The organism is Campylobacter porcelli (assembly GCF_002139855.1).
GTDB lineage: Bacteria > Campylobacterota > Campylobacteria > Campylobacterales > Campylobacteraceae > Campylobacter > Campylobacter porcelli.
The window spans coordinates 18,909-36,120 of the sequence record NZ_CP018789.1 but is presented as its reverse complement, the minus strand read 5'-3'; the positions used below and the strand labels follow the sequence as shown (position 1 = coordinate 36,120).

General features: G+C 35.1%; 19 protein-coding genes. 5 read left to right on the top strand and 14 right to left on the bottom strand.

Features of this window, described 5'->3' with window-relative positions:
• Positions 1-405: 405 nt before the first annotated feature.
• Both CSUIS_RS00190 and kcuS read left to right on the top strand, forming a co-directional pair.
• Entirely contained in the window at positions 406-2,697 is a 2,292-nt protein-coding gene (locus CSUIS_RS00190) for a carbon starvation CstA family protein (protein ID WP_086296657.1), read from the top strand.
• 9 nt (positions 2,698-2,706) lie between these two features.
• The gene (gene kcuS, locus CSUIS_RS00185; protein ID WP_086296656.1) at positions 2,707-2,907 is read left to right on the top strand and encodes a KCU-star family selenoprotein; all 201 of its coding nucleotides are present in this window, start codon (positions 2,707-2,709) and stop codon (positions 2,905-2,907) included.
• A 58-nt stretch (positions 2,908-2,965) separates the two neighbouring features.
• Here the strand turns inward: kcuS and CSUIS_RS00180 are convergent, their stop codons facing one another.
• Genes CSUIS_RS00180 through CSUIS_RS00165 form a run of 4 tightly spaced genes read right to left on the bottom strand, consistent with a single transcriptional unit; the run spans position 2,966 to position 6,540 of the window.
• Positions 2,966-4,030 carry a glycosyltransferase family 4 protein gene (locus tag CSUIS_RS00180; protein ID WP_086298525.1) on the bottom strand — a complete coding sequence of 355 codons (1,065 nt, stop codon included), beginning with the start codon at positions 4,028-4,030 and terminating at the stop codon, positions 2,966-2,968.
• Entirely contained in the window at positions 4,027-5,562 is a 1,536-nt protein-coding gene (locus CSUIS_RS00175) for a glycosyltransferase family 2 protein (RefSeq protein WP_086296655.1), read from the bottom strand. The genes CSUIS_RS00180 and CSUIS_RS00175 overlap by 4 nt, the downstream gene beginning before the upstream one ends.
• Positions 5,563-5,570: 8 nt before the next feature.
• Positions 5,571-6,185 (bottom strand): dephospho-CoA kinase, encoded by a 615-nt coding sequence (gene coaE / locus CSUIS_RS00170; RefSeq protein ID WP_086296654.1) that lies wholly within the window; start codon positions 6,183-6,185, stop codon positions 5,571-5,573.
• Positions 6,178-6,540 carry a RidA family protein gene (locus tag CSUIS_RS00165; protein WP_086296653.1) on the bottom strand — a complete coding sequence of 121 codons (363 nt, stop codon included), beginning with the start codon at positions 6,538-6,540 and terminating at the stop codon, positions 6,178-6,180. The genes coaE and CSUIS_RS00165 overlap by 8 nt, the downstream gene beginning before the upstream one ends.
• Before the next feature lie 93 nt (positions 6,541-6,633).
• Between CSUIS_RS00165 and CSUIS_RS00160 the strand changes: the two genes are divergently transcribed.
• Both CSUIS_RS00160 and purM read left to right on the top strand, forming a co-directional pair.
• A complete protein-coding gene (locus CSUIS_RS00160) occupies positions 6,634-9,438 on the top strand; it encodes an FAD-binding and (Fe-S)-binding domain-containing protein (RefSeq protein ID WP_086296652.1) in 2,805 nt (934 codons plus the stop codon).
• A 42-nt stretch (positions 9,439-9,480) separates the two neighbouring features.
• Complete coding sequence (purM, locus tag CSUIS_RS00155) at positions 9,481-10,464, top strand: phosphoribosylformylglycinamidine cyclo-ligase (RefSeq protein ID WP_086296651.1); 984 nt, start codon at positions 9,481-9,483, stop codon at positions 10,462-10,464.
• A gap of 5 nt (positions 10,465-10,469) precedes the next feature.
• Here the strand turns inward: purM and ung are convergent, their stop codons facing one another.
• The 10 genes from ung to ribA all read right to left on the bottom strand — a co-directional run bounded on the left by ung (position 10,470) and on the right by ribA (position 16,114).
• A complete protein-coding gene (gene ung / locus CSUIS_RS00150) occupies positions 10,470-11,147 on the bottom strand; it encodes a uracil-DNA glycosylase (protein ID WP_086296650.1) in 678 nt (225 codons plus the stop codon).
• A 29-nt stretch (positions 11,148-11,176) separates the two neighbouring features.
• Positions 11,177-11,530, bottom strand: a complete 354-nt coding sequence (rplT, locus tag CSUIS_RS00145; protein ID WP_086237563.1) for a 50S ribosomal protein L20 — start codon at positions 11,528-11,530, stop codon at positions 11,177-11,179.
• Between the two features lie 82 nt (positions 11,531-11,612).
• A complete protein-coding gene (rpmI, locus tag CSUIS_RS00140) occupies positions 11,613-11,804 on the bottom strand; it encodes a 50S ribosomal protein L35 (protein WP_086225205.1) in 192 nt (63 codons plus the stop codon).
• A 55-nt stretch (positions 11,805-11,859) separates the two neighbouring features.
• Positions 11,860-12,825 carry a putative transporter gene (locus CSUIS_RS00135; RefSeq protein WP_086237562.1) on the bottom strand — a complete coding sequence of 322 codons (966 nt, stop codon included), beginning with the start codon at positions 12,823-12,825 and terminating at the stop codon, positions 11,860-11,862.
• 217 nt (positions 12,826-13,042) lie between these two features.
• The gene (locus CSUIS_RS00130; protein WP_086237561.1) at positions 13,043-13,654 is read right to left on the bottom strand and encodes a hypothetical protein; all 612 of its coding nucleotides are present in this window, start codon (positions 13,652-13,654) and stop codon (positions 13,043-13,045) included.
• Positions 13,654-14,517, bottom strand: coding sequence for a zinc metalloprotease HtpX (gene htpX, locus CSUIS_RS00125; RefSeq protein WP_086296649.1), 864 nt, complete (start codon positions 14,515-14,517; stop codon positions 13,654-13,656). The genes CSUIS_RS00130 and htpX overlap by 1 nt, the downstream gene beginning before the upstream one ends.
• A gap of 1 nt (position 14,518) precedes the next feature.
• Positions 14,519-14,830 (bottom strand): hypothetical protein, encoded by a 312-nt coding sequence (locus CSUIS_RS00120; RefSeq protein WP_086296648.1) that lies wholly within the window; start codon positions 14,828-14,830, stop codon positions 14,519-14,521.
• Positions 14,827-15,021 carry a hypothetical protein gene (locus CSUIS_RS00115; protein WP_086289567.1) on the bottom strand — a complete coding sequence of 65 codons (195 nt, stop codon included), beginning with the start codon at positions 15,019-15,021 and terminating at the stop codon, positions 14,827-14,829. Before CSUIS_RS00115 ends, CSUIS_RS00120 begins: the two co-directional genes overlap by 4 nt.
• Positions 15,018-15,557, bottom strand: a complete 540-nt coding sequence (rsmG, locus tag CSUIS_RS00110) for a 16S rRNA (guanine(527)-N(7))-methyltransferase RsmG (protein WP_086296647.1) — start codon at positions 15,555-15,557, stop codon at positions 15,018-15,020. The genes CSUIS_RS00115 and rsmG overlap by 4 nt, the downstream gene beginning before the upstream one ends.
• On the bottom strand, positions 15,554-16,114 hold the full coding sequence (gene ribA / locus CSUIS_RS00105; protein WP_086296646.1) for a GTP cyclohydrolase II: 561 nt from the start codon (positions 16,112-16,114) through the stop codon (positions 15,554-15,556). Before ribA ends, rsmG begins: the two co-directional genes overlap by 4 nt.
• A gap of 116 nt (positions 16,115-16,230) precedes the next feature.
• On the opposite strand from ribA, the gene hemB reads away from it, so the two are divergent.
• Positions 16,231-17,211: a porphobilinogen synthase gene (gene hemB / locus CSUIS_RS00100; protein WP_086296645.1), complete on the top strand. Its 981-nt coding sequence runs from the start codon at positions 16,231-16,233 to the stop codon at positions 17,209-17,211.
• Position 17,212 lies beyond the last annotated feature (1 nt).

Below are 17,212 nucleotides of genomic sequence, written 5' to 3'. Positions count from 1 at the left end.
TTGTTTAAGAAATTGATGAATAAAATTTATTATTTATTAAATTTAATTCTAAATTTCTAAATTTGTATAGTTTAAAATATAAATTTAAAAGCCATAAATTAGCTATTTAAAGCTTATATTATAATTAACTTAAATAAATATATTAAATTTTAAAATTTTGATTTACAACTTGATATATGATTAAATTTAAATTTCATCTTAAAAATTAGCCAAAATTATAATCTAAAAATTAAATCTAAAGCCAAAATCTTATCAAATATGCCAAATTTCTTTATAATTTACCCTTAATGTGTAAAATCGTAACATAATTTAAATTTATATTTCTATTTTATACACTTTAGCCTATATTTTGCTCTCAAATATGCTAAAATCTGAAAATCCAAAAAATAATTTAGCGGAGGCAATATGAATAAAAAAGTGCTAAGCATAGTTATCTGGGCTACGGTTGTATTTTTCGCAGTGCTTGGATTTGCTAAGCTAACTATCGATAGGGGCGAAACGGTTAATGCCCTGTGGTTTGTGGTAGCTGCTGTGTGTATCTACTCAATAGCGTATAGATTTTACGCTAAATACATAGCTCAAAGGGTCTTAGGCCTTGATGATAAAAGAGCCACTCCAGCAGTTGTGAAAAATGATGGACGAGACTTTGTCCCAACTAACAAAATTGTTCTATTTGGCCACCACTTTGCAGCCATTGCTGGGGCTGGACCGCTAGTAGGGCCGATTTTAGCAGCTCAAATGGGCTATTTGCCTGGTATGATTTGGCTTGTTGTGGGGGTTGTTATTGCTGGGGCGGTTCATGACTTTGTGGTTTTATGGCTATCTACTAGAAGAGATGGTAAAAGTCTTGGTGAGATGATAAAAATGGAGCTTGGCAAAGGCGTTGGAACTGTAGCTATGATTGGAATTTTAGGCATTATGATGCTTATTGTAGCCATTCTTGCTTTGGTTGTTGTAAATGCTTTGGCTGAGTCTCCGTGGGGATTATTTACCATTGCTATGACCTTGCCAATTGCTGTTATTATGGGAATTTGGATGAGATTTGTGCGTCCTGGTAGAATCGGAGAGGCTTCGATTTTTGGCTTTATTATGTTGCTACTTTCACTTTGGGGCGGACACTATGTAGCAGCTGATTCATACTGGGCAGATATATTTACCATCACTCCAGTAAATTTAGCATTTATCACTATTGGCTATGGTTTTGTAGCAGCGATCTTGCCAGTATGGCTACTTCTAGCTCCTAGGGATTACCTATCTACTTTCCTTAAAATTGGCGTTATATTTGCAATGGCGTTAGTTATAGTCTATCTTGGTTTAGGAGATTTTGCTGGAAACCAAAATATCCAAGTAGCAATGCCTATGGTAACTAAATTCACAGATGGCACTGGGCCAGTGTTTGCTGGTAAATTATTTCCATTTTTATTCATAACTATCGCTTGTGGTGCAATTAGCGGATTTCACGCTCTAATCTCTAGCGGAACAACTCCAAAAATGCTAGAAAAGGAAAGCCACGCTAAGATGGTAGGATATGGCTCAATGCTTATGGAGTCAGCAGTTGGCGTAATGGCGTTAATCGCAGCTATTATCATAACTCCAGATCTATACTTTGCTATCAATGTCGCACCAGCTGGTCTAGGAACAAATGAAGCTATATCAGCAGCTAGAGGCGCTGGGGAGGTCTTTGGGGTATTCCAAGGCGAGGCAAGCCAAAGCTATCTAGCTGGCATTAAAGCAGCAGCAGCTAGTATAAATTCATTTGCTGGAGATATTATCAAAATCACCCCAGAGATGATAGAGCAAAATATCTTAGCCTTTACTAAAGATGTTGGCGAACCAAGTATTCTAAGTAGAACTGGCGGCGCTCCTACCTTTGCTCTTGGCTTTGCTGTATTAATCTCTAAAATGCCAAGCTTAGAAGGTACAATGGCATTTTGGTATCACTTTGCTATTTTATTTGAAGCCCTATTTATCCTAACAGCCGTTGATGCAGGCACTAGGGCTGGAAGATTTATGGTTCAAGATGTTTTAGGCAATTTCTATAAACCAATGGCAAATATCAGCTCAGTGCCAATGGGCTTAATAGCAACTCTTCTATGCGTGGCTGGCTGGGGCTCAATATTATATATGGGTATTACTGACCCAACAGGTGGCGTAAAAGCACTATGGACGCTATTTGGTGTAAGTAATCAACTTCTAGCTGGTATTGCCTTGCTTTTAGCAGTTAGTGTATTGTTTAAAATGAATCGTGGCAAACTAGCTTGGGTTGTGATACTCCCAGTTGCGTGGGTATTAATATCAACTATGAGTGCAGGCGTTCAAAAGCTACTTCCAGCTAATGGGGAGAGAGTTCACGACTCAGTAAGCCATGTCGCAGCATACCAAAATAATAGCAAAAAAGCCGCTGATTTAATGGCTAAAATAGAGTCTGGCACCCTTGATGATGCGCAGCTAGTAGCGGCTGAAAAAGCGTATAAATCAGCAAGTCAAATAGCTAGAAATAACCTAATTAACGCTATTTTATGTGCGGTATTTATGGGTATTACCATCATTGTCCTAATCGCTACTTTAAGAGTGATTGCTAGAGCAATAAGTGGCAAAGAGCCATTAATCCCACTAGCAGAATCTCCATATCTAAAAGCTGAGGATTACGAAGGCAAGGCTGGTTGCAATACGCATCACTGCGGATGTGCTCACTAAGGGGCTAATATGCAAATTTTAAGCAAAATCGCAGCATTTTACAAAAAAATAGATAGGTTTTCCCACTTGCTAGTGGGAATGCCTAGCTATGATAAATATGTGGAGTATATGCATAAATTTCATCCAAATCAAACTCCAAAAAGCCAAAGGGAGTTTTTCAAAGAGGCTTTAGAGAAAAAGTATGGAGCAGGTAGCTCAAGGTGCTGCTAATTTAATTTTATACACCCCGCATATAGCGATAATAAAGCGGGGTAAATGATAGGTTAAATTATTTTTTAATATTCCCAAATAGCTCCATCCACTGCTTCATCACAACTTCTTTGCTAAATTTACTTTTAACTATCTCTTTGCTTTTTGCTCCCATTTTAGCCCTTAAACTCTCATCTTTCATTAATGCTTTTAGCTTATTAGCATACTCATTTAGATTATTATCTTCTATTAAATATCCACTCTTGCCATCTTCTATTATATCTCTTGGGCCTGTGGCAATATCAAATGATATGGTTGGCAAGGCGTAAGACTGCGCTTCTATTAATACCATTCCAAATCCTTCAAAATGGCTTGTCATAGCATATATGCTAGAGCTTAGATACTCACTTTCTACATCTTTAGTAAATGGTTTTAACACTATAGAGTTAGTTAAATTTAGATTATCTATCTTAGTTTTTATCTGCTCTTTTAACTCTCCATCTCCTACAATGTGGAGCTTCCAATCGCTAAATTCCTTGCCATCTTGGATTAATTTCCAAATATCAATTAGGCGTAAAAAGCCTTTTTCATCTATATTTGTCATACGACCCATTGAAAGCACGACTTTTTGAGAGTAATCTGTGTTTAAATTTGAGATATTTGGGATAAAATTTGGGATAATATAGATATTTTTATGATGGCTTTGCCAAAAGTCAATCTCTTTAGAGGCTATAAGTACTATAGAATCAAAATAGTTATATCTAGCCAGGTAGCGTCCTTTTGAAGCTGTGTGGATGATTTTTAGATATTTTGTATTTTTATTTTTAAATAGCGGAAAATGCGGAGAGTTATTAAATATAATAAAATCCCTATCCTTAAAATCCCGCTTTAAAATATAGCTTTCAATAAATTTATAAAAGAGCTTATAAAGCAAATTTTTACGCTTTGTATCAAATGATTTATTGTGTAGATATTTTAATTTCACTCTACTATCAAGCTCAAAAGCTTCATTTATCCCTCCTTTATAAAAGCTTAAAATCTCCACATCTAGCCCAGAGGTCGCGTAAGCGTTTGCTAGATTAGTTACAACTCTTTCAGCGCCGCCTTTTATAGTGATATCGCCTATTGTTAGCAATACTTTTATCGCCATTTGACTCTCTTTTCTTTGATGGTGTTTAGGTAAATTTGGTGGTTTGATTCTAGCATTTTTCTGCTGTTTTCAGCGTGATAGAGATGATATGCAATCCCAAAAAATTTAAGCCTTCTAAGTTCTCCACCACTAAACAAAAATCTCGCCACAAACTCAGAATCCTCCCTACCCCAGCCGATGAAATTCTCATTAAATCCGCCGATCTCATCGCAATCAATTTTATAAAAGCTCATATTACAACCTCTAATTCCTTTGATGAAATCTCGCTTTTTAAAGAAATTTGCTTTAATGGCTGAGCTTTTATAGATGAGATTTGCCAGTAAAATATTGCGTTTAGATTTAAAGTTTTTAATCTCGCTTGTATCACCGCCTTGTATTATAAAGCCTGTTTGGCTCTCATCTAGCACTACTCTTGAGCCTTGTAAAAACTGCTTTTTCTTAGCAAATTTAAGATGGTCTAAGATAAAATTTGGCTCTAAAACCATATCCCCATCAATAAGGATAATATACTCACCCACCGCACTATTAATGGCTTTGTTGCGAATTTGGCTTAATCTAAACCCCTTATCTTCTTGCCAAATATGTCTTAACTTACAAGGGAAATTACTCTTAAATCTCTCGATTAAATTCTTTGTAGCCACGCCACTTCCATCATCAGCTATCAAAACCTCCATAGGCAAATAGTCCAAATTTTGAACGCTTTTTAAAACCTGCTCTAAATATTTTTCACTATTATAAGTGGTGATGATAAGGCTCACACTTGGCTTTTTGCTGTTTAATTCATAGAGTTTTGTATACTTAAAAAACGCCCCAAGAGCATTACAAAGGCTAATCACAAAGCCCTTATAACCATACAAAAATCCATTTTTAAAGGTGTAATCACGGATAAATTTCCACACGCTATGTAGCACGGCTTTGCTGATATTGCTCTTTTTGGCTCTATTTTGTATCGCATAAAGGGTGGAGTATTTTTGCATCTTTTCTATAAGTGTGCTGATATCATCATAAGCGTAGTGTCTTAATCCATTTTTAAGTTTTATTATATTTAAATTTTTGGCTTCCAAGCTCTCATGGACGAAATTGGAATTAAATTTGGTTTGAGTTTTATTAAATAGCCTTAGGACATAGTCTGGATACCATCCACACGCCTTTATCCACTCGCCTTTATAGAGATTTTTTCTAGGTAGGGCGTAGATATTTTGAGGATTTAGATCTAAATTTGCTATCTCATTAAGAGCTTGAAATTCTAAAACCTCATCGCTATCAATGCTAAATATCCAATCATTACTAGCGTAATTTATCGCTAAATTTTTAAGCGGCCCAAAACCGATAAATTCACTAGAATAAATTTTCAAATTATTAAATTTGGCCTTAAATTCATTAGCGATTTTTAAGGTATCATCGCTACTTTGATTATCAAGCAAGATAATCTCATCAAAGCTTTTTAGGGATTCTAAGCACTCTTTAATGGTATTTTGGGCGTTTTTGACTAGAATACAAACGCTAATCTTGGTACTAAGTTTCATATATTCCTCTAAATATTTAGGGTTTTGTATCTGCTTTTTAGTGCCGATATGAACTTATCAATTTGCAAATTTAGATGTTTCATATCTGAACTATTATCAATTACGAAATTAGCTAGACGGAGCTTCTCGTCGATTGATATTTGTGAATTTAATCTAGCCTTAGCCTCATTTAAACTAATCCCATCTCGTAGCATTATGCGTTTTAAGCATATTTGCTCTGGCGCATAAACCACGCAAACACTTTGAAATTCATCATAAACTGGCGACTTCTCAAAATACAAAGGTAGATCTATAAAATATGGATAGTTACTACTCTCAAGCTTATTTGCCTTGCTAAATATTTGCTCTTTGATCCTATCATGAAGGATATTTTCAAGCTCCTTTTTAGCCTTAGAATCGCTAAAAATCAATTTACCAAGGCTCTTTCTATCAACCCTATTATCGCTTACAAATTCACTCCCAAATTTACTTGCGATAATGCTAGAAGACTCATCAAGCACCTTATGAGCGATCTCATCAGCGTCAATTATGCTAAATCCATAAACTCTTAATAGATTTACAACTGTGCTTTTACCACTTCCTATAACGCCTGTTATAACTATAGCATTTTTAAACTCACTCAATTGAAGCTATAACCTCGATTTCTACTTTTACACCCCTTGGCAATTCTTTTACTGCTACAGCACTTCTAGCTGGATATGGCTCACTGAAAAACTCAGCATAAATTTCATTCATTTGAGCAAATTCAGATATATCAGTTAAAAATACAACTGTTTTAATAATATTTTTATAGCTTAAATTTAGCTCTTCTAAGATCCCGCCTACATTTTTCAAAGCTTGGGTTGTTTGGGCTTTGATATCGCTTCCTACTACCTCTCCACTATCTGGATCTAGAGGGATTTGACCGCTACAATATACTAAATTTCCAACCATTCTATAAGCGCTATATGGACCAATTGCTTTTGGATAGTTTGCCATCTTATTTTCCTTAAATAAAGTTTGGCTATATTAGCATAAAATAAGTTCAAATTTGCTAAAATCAGTCAAATTTTAGCTACAAAAGGATCTATTATGCAAGATTATGAAGGGTTTTATAAGGCCGCTTTTAAGCTCTTTGATGGTAGAGTTTATAAAGATTATTTACGTCGATTTTGCTATGGTGTGGAGGCCTCTTGCTACTCATATATACCAAAGCTAGTTTTAATGCTAAAAAGCGAAAAAGAGATTATAAAGGCTTTTGAGCTATCTCGTAAATTTAACACTCCACTATGTTTTAGGGGTGCTGGGACTAGCCTAAGCGGTCAAAGCTCGTGCGATACGGTGCTAGTTTGTTTGGATTTTAGATGGGATCATATGAAGGTTAGTAGAGATGCTAACTCTATAAATTTAGGTTGTGGGGTTATCGGCGAAAATGCTAATAAAGCCCTAAAACCGCTAGGCAAAAAGATCGGCCCCGATCCTGCTACTATCGCTGCGGCACAAATCGGCGGAATTGTCAATAACAATTCAAGCGGAATGTGCTGTGGGGTCAAGCAAAACTCATATAACACGCTAAAATCCATTAGAGTAATTTTAGGCGATGGAACTATCCTTGATAGCTCTGATGCCCTAAGTGTGGCTAGTTTTAGAAATAGCCATAAAGAGTTAATAGAGCAAATTTTAAATTTACGCTCTACTATCTTATCTGACCCTGAGCTTTGTGAGCTAATAAGGCGAAAATATAAGATCAAAAACACAACTGGTTATAGCATTAATGCCCTTTTAGATTATAGCGATCCAATTGATATTATCACTCATCTATTTATCGGTAGTGAGGGGACTTTGGGTTTTGTAAGTAGCGTAGAATTAGAGTGCGTGGATGATGAGAAATTCAAAGCTTGTGCGCTTTTATTTTATGATGATATCTTAAAAGCGGCTAAGGTTGTGGAGATTTTGGCTAAATTTGAACATGAGATTTCTAGTGCTGAAATAATGGATTATGGCTCACTTAAGGCCGCTTCTAAATTCAAAGGCGTGAGCGAGATTTTGCCTGATATTAAAGATGGTGAAGTCTGTATCTTGATCCAGAGCCAAAACAACTCTCAAGATAGATTAAATGAGCAAATTCAAAAGATAAAAGATGCGATAAAAGACTATCCAACCAGTCAAGAGATGAAATTTAGCTTTGATGAGAGTGAATTTGCTAATTGGTGGAAGATTAGAAAAGGGATATTTCCTATCGCTGCTACAGCTAAAAGGCCTGGAAGTAGCGTAATCACAGAAGATATATGCTTTGAGATTAAAGATCTTGGAGAGGGGATTAAAAGCCTTCAAGAGCTATTTAAAAAGCATGGATTTGAAGATAGCGCTATAATTTTTGGCCACGCATTAGCGGGTAATTTACACTTTATAATTACGCCTGATTTAAACCAAAATAGCGAATTTGAGAGTTTTGCGAATTTGGTTGAAGATATGTCTTTGATGGTTTCAAATTTCGGTGGAAGTATCAAGGCCGAGCATGGCACCGGTAGGATGGTAGCGCCATTTGTAGAGCTAGAGTGGGGAGCAAAAGCTTATGCCATAAATAGAAAAATCAAAGAGATTTTTGACCCACACACCCTAATCAATCCAGATGTGATAATCACAAATGACAAAGAGATATACAAGAAAAATATCAAGCAATCAGCCATTATAGGAAATGAATTTGATGATTGCGTGGAGTGTGGATTTTGTGAGAAAAACTGCCCATCTAATAAGCTAACTCTAAGCCCACGCCAAAGAATAGCCCTAAAAAGAGAGATGCAAAGACTAGGGGCTTTGAGCGATAAAGCTAGTAAAAAGCTATTAAAAGAGCTAAAAGATGGAGCTAAATACTTCTTAAATGAGAGTTGCGCGGCCTGTTCTATGTGCGAAGAGCTATGCCCTGTTGGGCTAAATACGGCCAATTTAGCCCTAAATGAGAGAATAGCATACGCAAGCGATACAAGCAAAAAGATCGCTCAAATAGCAAATTCCAATTTCACCACCACGCTAAATGGCGCTAAATTTGCTCTTACAGCGGCGAATTTATTAAACACAAATATGGTAAGAAAGCTATCATTTAAAGCAAATGAGATTATCAAAACTCCTGTTTTAAGAGAGTATCTCCCACGCAAAAATAGCTATAAATTGATGGATAAAAACTATGGATTTAATGAAAGTGTGGTATATTTTTCAAGCTGCTTAAATAGATCTTTTGCCCCAAATCAAAATTTAAATGACAAACGCCCTATCCAAGAGATATTTGAGTCTTTGTGTAAAAAAGCTAAGATAAATGTGATCTATCCAAATGAGATTAATGATATGTGCTGTGGGAAAGTCTTTACCAATTATCCAGATACAAAAGAGCTAAATAGAGCCAAAAATATCGATATCTTAAAAGTCGCTACAAATGATGGCAAATACCCTGTGGTGATAGATCACGGCGCTTGCTCTTATGAGCTGATAAAATCGCTTAAAGATAGATTTGAAATTTATGATTTGAGCGAGTATTTGCTTAAATTTATTGCGCCAAAAATATCTATTTCTAAAGCAAATAACGCAATTGGACTATACACAATGTGCGCTAGTAAAAAGCTAGGTCTTAATAGCGTTATGACTAGCCTAGCTAAGCTTTGTACTAATGGGCAAATTTGTATAGATGAGAATACGGCTTGTTGTGGTTTTGCTGGGTATAAAGGGTTTTTTACGCCTAAATTAAATTTACACGCCACTACTAAATTTAAGAGATTTTATCAAAATAGTGCGGTAAATATAGGATTTAGCAACTCTAGCACCTGTGAAATCGGGCTAAGCCAGGCAAGTGGGTTTAGCTGGCAGCATATAGCCTATTTACTAGATAGCGTTAGTCAAAAATAAGTTCAAATTTGCTAAAATGATGAAATTCAAAAGAGGTGAAAAATGATAAGTTATAAAGAAGCAGGCGTGGATATAGATGCTGGTAATAGCTTTGTAGATGGTATTAAGCCATTTGTCAAATCAACTCTAACGCCAAATGTCATAGGCGGTATAGGCTCATTCTCTGGAGCCTTTAGATTTCCTAGCGGATACAAAAAGCCAACTCTTCTAGCAGCTACTGATGGGGTCGGCACGAAGCTACGCCTAGCCATAGATAGCGGTAAGCTAGGTAGCGTGGGTATTGATTTAGTAGCGATGTGCGTTAATGATTTAATATGCAATTTTGCTACTCCTATGTTTTTTTTAGATTACTATGCAACTGGAAAATTAGATATAAACTCAGCAAAAGAGGTAGTAAGCGGAATTGCCAAAGGCTGCGTAATAGCTAGATGCGCCCTAATCGGCGGAGAGACTGCTGAAATGCCTAGTATGTATAGCTCAGGGGATTTTGATCTAGCTGGTTTTGCTGTGGGAGTGGCTGAAGAAGATGAGATTGATAGAACTAAATTTGTAAATGAAGGCGATATTTTAATAGCACTTCCAAGCTCTGGGCTACACTCTAATGGATACTCCCTAGCTCGTGCAGTTATCAAAAAAGAGAAGTTAAATTTAGGTGGCGAATTTGAGGGCAAGACACTTTTAGAAACTCTTTTAGAGCCTACTAGAATTTATGTAGATGAGTTTTTGCGTCTTAAAGATAGCATAAACGCAATGGCCCATATCACTGGTGGCGGAATAGTCGAAAATCTCCCTAGAGTTTTACCTAAAGGGCTTGGGGCAAAAGTGCAAAGAAGCTCTATAAAAACACCAAATATATTTAATCTAATCGCTAAAAGCGTAGAGCAAAGTGAGATGGATAGGACATTTAACTGCGGTGTTGGAATGGTGCTAGTAGTATCAAAGGATAAGGTAGATCACATCTTAGCAAATAGCGATGGATACATTATTGGAGAGATTATCAAAAGCGATGGGGTCGTGATGGCTTGATAAAGCTATTTTAGCCACTCAATTGGCGTTTTGGCGTGAGCTAATAGATAGTCATTACACTTGCTAAAATGCCTAGAGCCAAAGAATGCTCCCCTTGCTAATGGACTTGGATGGGCAGCTTGTAAGATTAGATGGGATTTTGGGTCTATTAGTGGAGCCAAAGCTCTTGCGTGATTGCCCCAAAGCATAAAAACGCAGTTGGTAAATTTAGAATTTATAGTACTGATAACTCCATTTATAAAGCTTTGCCAACCAATCTTAGAGTGCGATGCGGGGCGGCCTTTCTCTACTGTTAAAGCACTATTTAAGAGTAAAACCCCTTGCCTAGCCCAGCTAGATAGATCGCTACTTCTACTACTTAATATATCAGCATCTAAGTCATCTATAAGCTCTTTAAATATATTTTTTAAACTTGGCGGAATTTTTATACCATCAGGGACGCTAAAGGCTAATCCCATCGCCTCATTAGGATTATGATATGGATCTTGAGCGATTATTATTACCTTTAAATTCTCTATTTTACATAGATTAAAAGCGTTAAATATAAGCTCTTTTGGTGGGTAGATTATGGCGGTTTGCGAATTTAAAAACTCAATTATACTAGCAAAATTTTGGATATTTAGCTCATCTTTTAAAAGCTCTTGCCAACTAGGATCTAAATAGGATATTAAATCTGAATACATTAAAAAGCCTAGCTTTTGCTAGGCGAAGATTATAAAGCTTTTTTAACTTCTGCTACAATGCTAGCAAATGCTGCTGAGTCATTCATAGCTAGATTTGCCAAGACTTTTCTATCTAATTCGATATTTGCTTTTTTAAGACCATTTATAAATCTTGAGTAGCTTATATCATTTAATCTGCACGCTGCATTAATGCGGATAATCCACAATCTGCGGAAATCACGCTTTTTTGCACGTCTATCACGATATGCATATACTAAACTTCTTTCTAATTGCTCTTTAGCTTTTCTAAAGTGCTTATGTCTAGCACTATAAAATCCACGAGCTAGTTTTAGAACTTTTTTATGTCTGCGGCGTCTTACAACACCTGTTTTAACTCTTGCCATATTTATCCTTTACAAATTGGCGTCCAAATTCGGAACTTGCCCCATAATAAGGGAGGTTAGAATGACTTAAATTGTCAAAAACTTATATACAAAGCATCTTTTTAACAGCTGAGACATTTGTGCTATCTACATATTGAGATTGTCTTAAGTCTCTTTTACGCTTAGGTGACATTTTAGTTAAGATATGGCTTCTAAATGCTGAGCCTCTTTTTATCTTATTTTTGCCAACTTTAAAGCGTTTAGCTGCACCGCGAACAGATTTCATCTTTGGCATACGCTTTTCCTTTACTTTAAAATAGGCTGGGATTATATCAAATTTGAATTTAAAACTAATTGAATTTGATATTTTTCTCAAATTCATCAAGCCTTTTATGTATGCTTCTAAGCTCTGTAATGGTCGTCCAATTATCTATAAATACGCTAAAGCTACTGCGAACTTGGCTAAATGCATTGCTAACTTGGATTAAAACTCCAAGCGTAATAACCCCACTAAATAGCCCATTTCCCATAATTATAAATGGCACAATTACCATAAATTGCGAAAATGAAATAAGCCAAACATTAAAGTATCCATAGTGTAAAAATAATCTATAATAGTTAAATCTAAGACCAGTAAATAGGCTCAATACACTCTCAAAACTAGCATAATTAATCTTATCATCTTCAGCATAAACTAGCTCTTTTCTAAATGCGGCTTCGCTTTTTTGGATATTATACTCTAGTTTTGGTAGCTTAATCCCTACAAACCAAGATACTATAAGCCCACCTATGCTAACAGCTAAGGCTATCCAGACTAAAGAGCCTGGAATATCCCTTAAATATGGCAAATCCACCCCACTACTAAGCCCCCACAAGACTGGAATAAACGCTATTAATATCATTAAAGCTTTTAATACTTGTAGCCCTAAGGTTTCAGTAATCTTAGCAAATCTATAGACATCTTCTTGCATTCTTTGGCTAGAGCCTTCTATATCATACTCACACTCTCGCCATTTATTAAGATAGCCAAATGTCATAGCCTCTCTCCACCTAAAAACCCAATGACTAGCAAAAAAAGTAGTAATAGTAGCGATAATCACATATGGCATAGCAATTAATAAAAATCTATAAATTTGCTCCCAAAATTCATCTACGCTATGCTCTTTGACATTTTGCATAATGTCGTAAAAGTCCTTATACCAATCATTTATAGCCACATTTAACCTAGTTTGAAATATCAAAGATATGATAATAACCAAAAGTCCGCCATAAGCCCAAAAAGCCCATTTTTTACTCTTAAAAAAGCTTGAAAACATATATTTACCTTAAATAAAATGGCTGATTATACAAAATAATTCTTAATTTCATTATTTTAAATATTGAATTTAAGTTAAATATAATATTAATATTATAAAATTTTGCCCATTTAAAAATTTACAAAAAAGAATAGTAAAATTACTTGCGATCGCTTGGCCTTAACTCGGGTATTTATATCTTGCGTGTTTGGATATATTTATCACATTTGCTGGGTATCTAATCAAGCTGATTTATAATCTTTATAATCTCTTTTATATTATCCATAGCACTTTTGTAGCTAATATTTAGAGGTGTTTTCAAATTTGCTACTATGGTATCAGCGTCTGTATGAATATATAAGCTCAAATAGCCATCATCTATAAAATAGCTACTTTTATAGCCCAATAAACTCTCTTTAGGCTCTATATTTTTACTAATTTTTCCGCTGATTAATATACCATAAAATAGCATTTCATCTGTGCTTTTTACGCATATATCACGCACACTAAAGCCACTTAAACTAAACAATCCAAACTCGCTAACACTACTTACAATATGGTTAAAATGGCTATTTATAGATGGTAGATTATCATCTACTTTATTTAAATTTAGCTCTTTGATTATCTCATCTCTTAATCTATCTTTTAATCCTAGTTCAAATTTAGCAAAAAATTTAAATTTAAACCAAAAATATATCCAAAGCCCCGCCAAAAGTCCGCCGATTATAGCCAAAAAAGGATCAAAAAGCCAAAGGGCTAAGGTGATTATAAAATCCACAAAAGCTGCTAAAATCAATATAAAAATAAGCTTATAACGGATAGATTTTCGCTCTTTTTCTAAATTCTCCATTAGCTATTAAAATACCTTTTAGCTGGGCTTTGATAATTTAACTCTCTTAATCTATCCACTCTTTGCTTAGTTGTAGGATGAGTGCGAAAGAGATTAGATATTCCACTTGCGATACCCCCACTAAATGGACTTATTATAAACATATGAGCAGTTTGCTCGTTAGCGTTTCTTACTACTGCTTTTTGGTTGCTATTTTCTAGCTTTAAAAGAGCGCTAGCTAGATCATTTGGACTAGTTATTAAAGCTGAGAATTTATCTGCTTCAAACTCCCTTGAGCGTGAGATACTCATCTGAATTATAGTAGCTGCTAGTGGCATTATTATAGCTAGAGCAATTATCAAAAGCGGATTTTGGCGATTTTGATTACTTCCTAGCATGGCTCCAAATTGAGCGAAATTTGCTAAAATCGCTATCGCCCCAGCAAAAACTGCCGCAATAGAGCCAGTCAAAATATCATAATGCCTTATATGACCTAGCTCGTGAGCTATAACTGATGCGATCTCATCGCTATTTAGCATATCAACTAGCCCAGTAGTCAAGGCTACAGCCGCATTTGAAGGGTTGCGTCCAGTGGCAAATGCGTTTGGAGTTGGGTCATTAATAATATATAGCTTTGGTAGCTCTAAACCAGCTTTTAAGCATAGTTTGCGAGTGATATAATATAGCTGATGAGATGGGTCAATCTCCATAGCATTATATCTTTTTAAAATGAGCTTATCACTATAAAAATAGCTGAAAAAATTCATAGCTACAGCGATACAAAATGCTATCATCATCCCGCCAACTCCGCCGATCATCCCACCGATAAAGACAAAAAGCAACATAAGCGCCACCATAAAAAACGCCGTCTTAAATAGCTCCATCTTATCCCCTTATCGCACTTTTATAAATAACTGCGTCAATTCTCTTTTTGGCTGCTTTTTGTAGCTCTTCATCGCTATTTATGATTAAGGCAATTTTGCTATCAAATAGATAATCATCAGCTAATTTTTGTAGTTTTTTGGCTAATTTTAAGCTATCGCAAACTATAAATTTAACCCCATTAGCATTAGCTATCAAGGCTTGTTTGATATCTGAAACTAAGATAAAATTTGATTTTAAGCTCAAGCTTTTTGGCTCAAATTTACTTAAAAATACAGGCTCATAACTTATCAACTCGCTACCAATTATAATCATTTTAAACACTCCTTACAGATATATTTTCCATCTTTTAGCACACTATCTTTTAACTCTATAAATGTATTACACTTACTACACTCGACAAAGCTTTCACCACTATCACTAGGCTTTTTACTCCTAAATTTAGGAATTATAAAATAGTAAATTACTCCTATAATCAAAACAAATATTATGATTTTAGCTATCATTTTAACCCCTTTAATACTACATAATTTCGCTCATTTTGGCAATAAATTTGCTTATCACATTTTAACTCTTCAATCTCAAATTTCGCATTTGAGCCTTTGTATAGTAAAAATGTCGTATTCTCATCATAAAATCCTTGGCAAATTTCGATCAAATCAGCCGTTTTCATCAATGCCCTAGATGTGATTAAATCAGCTTTAATCTTTTTGGAATTTTCTAATTTTTGGCTATGTATAGTGATATTTTGAAGTTTCAAATACCCACTCACATAGGATAAAAAGCTTGATTTTTTCGCAATTGGCTCATATAGATGAAACTCACACTCTCTTAAAATCATAGCCAAAAATATCGCCGGAAATCCAGCCCCACTGCCTACATCTACACAAACTTTAGGCTCAAAGCCTAGAAATTTAATCGGCTCTATGCTATCAAGGGCTACTGGCTTGATATCTTTATAATTTGTAAGACTATGAATTTTATTAAATTTCTTTAAAATTTCATCAAATTTGGCTACGATTTGCCAAATTTCATCACTCATAGCATATGCCCCATCTGCTCTTTTTTGATATTTAGATAATCTTTATTATACTTATTTGGCGCTATTTGGATTGGAATTCGGCTTATGATTTTGGTTTTTATGCTTGTGAGCTTTAATGGGTTGTTTGTTAGTAAATTCACCCCCTTAATCCCAAAATCATTTAAGATAAAATCAACCATCTCATATGTCCTCTCATCAGCCTTAAATCCTAGCTGATGATTTGCCTGTATGGTATCTAATCCAGAGTCTTGGAGATTATAAGCATTTACTTTATTTAATAATCCTATATTTCTACCTTCTTGACGCAGGTAAATAACCATACCACCATTATTTGCGATATACTTTAATGCAGATTCTAGCTGCTCACCACAATCGCACTTTTTACTCCCTAGAGCATCGCCTGTAAGGCACTCTGAATGGACACGTAAATTTACTATCTCGCCTAAATTTGAAGTAAATATAGCTAGATGCTCTTTATGATTTTCTTTATACGCTTTTATTTTAAAATTACCAAATTTAGTTGGCAAATTTGCAATTTGTGATACCTCTATATTCATTTTTTACCTCTGTTTTTTATTTTAATTGTAACATTTGCGATTAAATTTAAACAAAATCAATTATTTTTGATTAAATTAAATTTTGCTATAATGACCGAATTTATAGGAGAATTATAATGTTTAAAAGATATAGAAGATTAAGATTAGATGAGTCTTTAAGGGCAATGGTAAGAGAGAATAAAATATCTATTGATGATTTTATATATCCGCTTTTTGTAGTTGAGGGCATAGGGATAAAAAATGAGATAAGCTCTATGCCTGGCGTGTTTCAGATGAGTTTAGATGAGATTTTAAAAGAGTGCCAAGAGATTATAAATTTAGGGATAAAATCGATAATTTTATTTGGAATTCCAAATTTAAAAGATAGCATAGGTAGCGATGCTTTAGATGAAAATGGGATAATTGCTAGATCGCTAAGAGCTATTAAGGAGAAATTTCCAAAGCTTTTTGTGATTACTGATCTATGCTTTTGTGAATATACAGATCATGGGCATTGCGGGATTTTGGATTATAAATGTGGCTCTGTGGATAATGATGCTACGCTTGAAATTTCAGCCAAACAAGCCCTTATCCACGCAAAAGCTGGAGCTGATATGATAGCACCTAGTGGAATGATGGATGGGATAATCTACACTTTGCGTAAAGCTTTAGATGAGAATGGTTATGTGAATTTGCCTATTATGTCCTATTCAACTAAATTCGCCTCAGCATATTATGGACCATTTAGAGATGTTGCACAAAGCGCTCCAAGCTTTGGCGATAGAAAAAGCTACCAAATGGATCCAGCAAATAGGCTTGAGGCAATTGGTGAGAGCTTAGAAGATGAGGCTCAAGGTGCTGATATTTTGATGGTTAAACCAGCTTTAGCATATCTAGATATTATAAGAGATATAAAAGAGCGAACTAAACTACCGCTTTGCGTGTATAATGTAAGTGGCGAGTATGCACTCTTAAAGGCTGGAGCTAAGGCTGGAGTGATTGATTATGAGCGTGTGATGATGGAGACGATGATAGCATTTAAAAGAGCTGGGGCTAATCTAATTATCAGCTATCATGCCAAAGAGGTTGCTAAGATATTAAATTCAAACAAGGGATAGA

Bases quoted from the DNA above. Each gene is read 5' to 3' on its own strand.
- CSUIS_RS00190 (WP_086296657.1), top strand. From the start codon at position 406: ATGAATAAAAAAGTGCTAAGCATAGTTATCTGGGCTACGGTTGTATTT.
- kcuS (WP_086296656.1), top strand. From the start codon at position 2,707: ATGCAAATTTTAAGCAAAATCGCAGCATTTTACAAAAAAATAGATAGG.
- CSUIS_RS00175 (WP_086296655.1), bottom strand. From the start codon at position 5,562: ATGAAACTTAGTACCAAGATTAGCGTTTGTATTCTAGTCAAAAACGCC.
- CSUIS_RS00165 (WP_086296653.1), bottom strand. From the start codon at position 6,540: ATGGCAAACTATCCAAAAGCAATTGGTCCATATAGCGCTTATAGAATG.
- CSUIS_RS00160 (WP_086296652.1), top strand. From the start codon at position 6,634: ATGCAAGATTATGAAGGGTTTTATAAGGCCGCTTTTAAGCTCTTTGAT.
- purM (WP_086296651.1), top strand. From the start codon at position 9,481: ATGATAAGTTATAAAGAAGCAGGCGTGGATATAGATGCTGGTAATAGC.
- ung (WP_086296650.1), bottom strand. From the start codon at position 11,147: ATGTATTCAGATTTAATATCCTATTTAGATCCTAGTTGGCAAGAGCTT.
- rplT (WP_086237563.1), bottom strand. From the start codon at position 11,530: ATGGCAAGAGTTAAAACAGGTGTTGTAAGACGCCGCAGACATAAAAAA.
- rpmI (WP_086225205.1), bottom strand. From the start codon at position 11,804: ATGCCAAAGATGAAATCTGTTCGCGGTGCAGCTAAACGCTTTAAAGTT.
- CSUIS_RS00135 (WP_086237562.1), bottom strand. From the start codon at position 12,825: ATGTTTTCAAGCTTTTTTAAGAGTAAAAAATGGGCTTTTTGGGCTTAT.
- CSUIS_RS00130 (WP_086237561.1), bottom strand. From the start codon at position 13,654: ATGGAGAATTTAGAAAAAGAGCGAAAATCTATCCGTTATAAGCTTATT.
- htpX (WP_086296649.1), bottom strand. From the start codon at position 14,517: ATGGAGCTATTTAAGACGGCGTTTTTTATGGTGGCGCTTATGTTGCTT.
- CSUIS_RS00120 (WP_086296648.1), bottom strand. From the start codon at position 14,830: ATGATTATAATTGGTAGCGAGTTGATAAGTTATGAGCCTGTATTTTTA.
- CSUIS_RS00115 (WP_086289567.1), bottom strand. From the start codon at position 15,021: ATGATAGCTAAAATCATAATATTTGTTTTGATTATAGGAGTAATTTAC.
- rsmG (WP_086296647.1), bottom strand. From the start codon at position 15,557: ATGAGTGATGAAATTTGGCAAATCGTAGCCAAATTTGATGAAATTTTA.
- ribA (WP_086296646.1), bottom strand. From the start codon at position 16,114: ATGAATATAGAGGTATCACAAATTGCAAATTTGCCAACTAAATTTGGT.
- hemB (WP_086296645.1), top strand. From the start codon at position 16,231: ATGTTTAAAAGATATAGAAGATTAAGATTAGATGAGTCTTTAAGGGCA.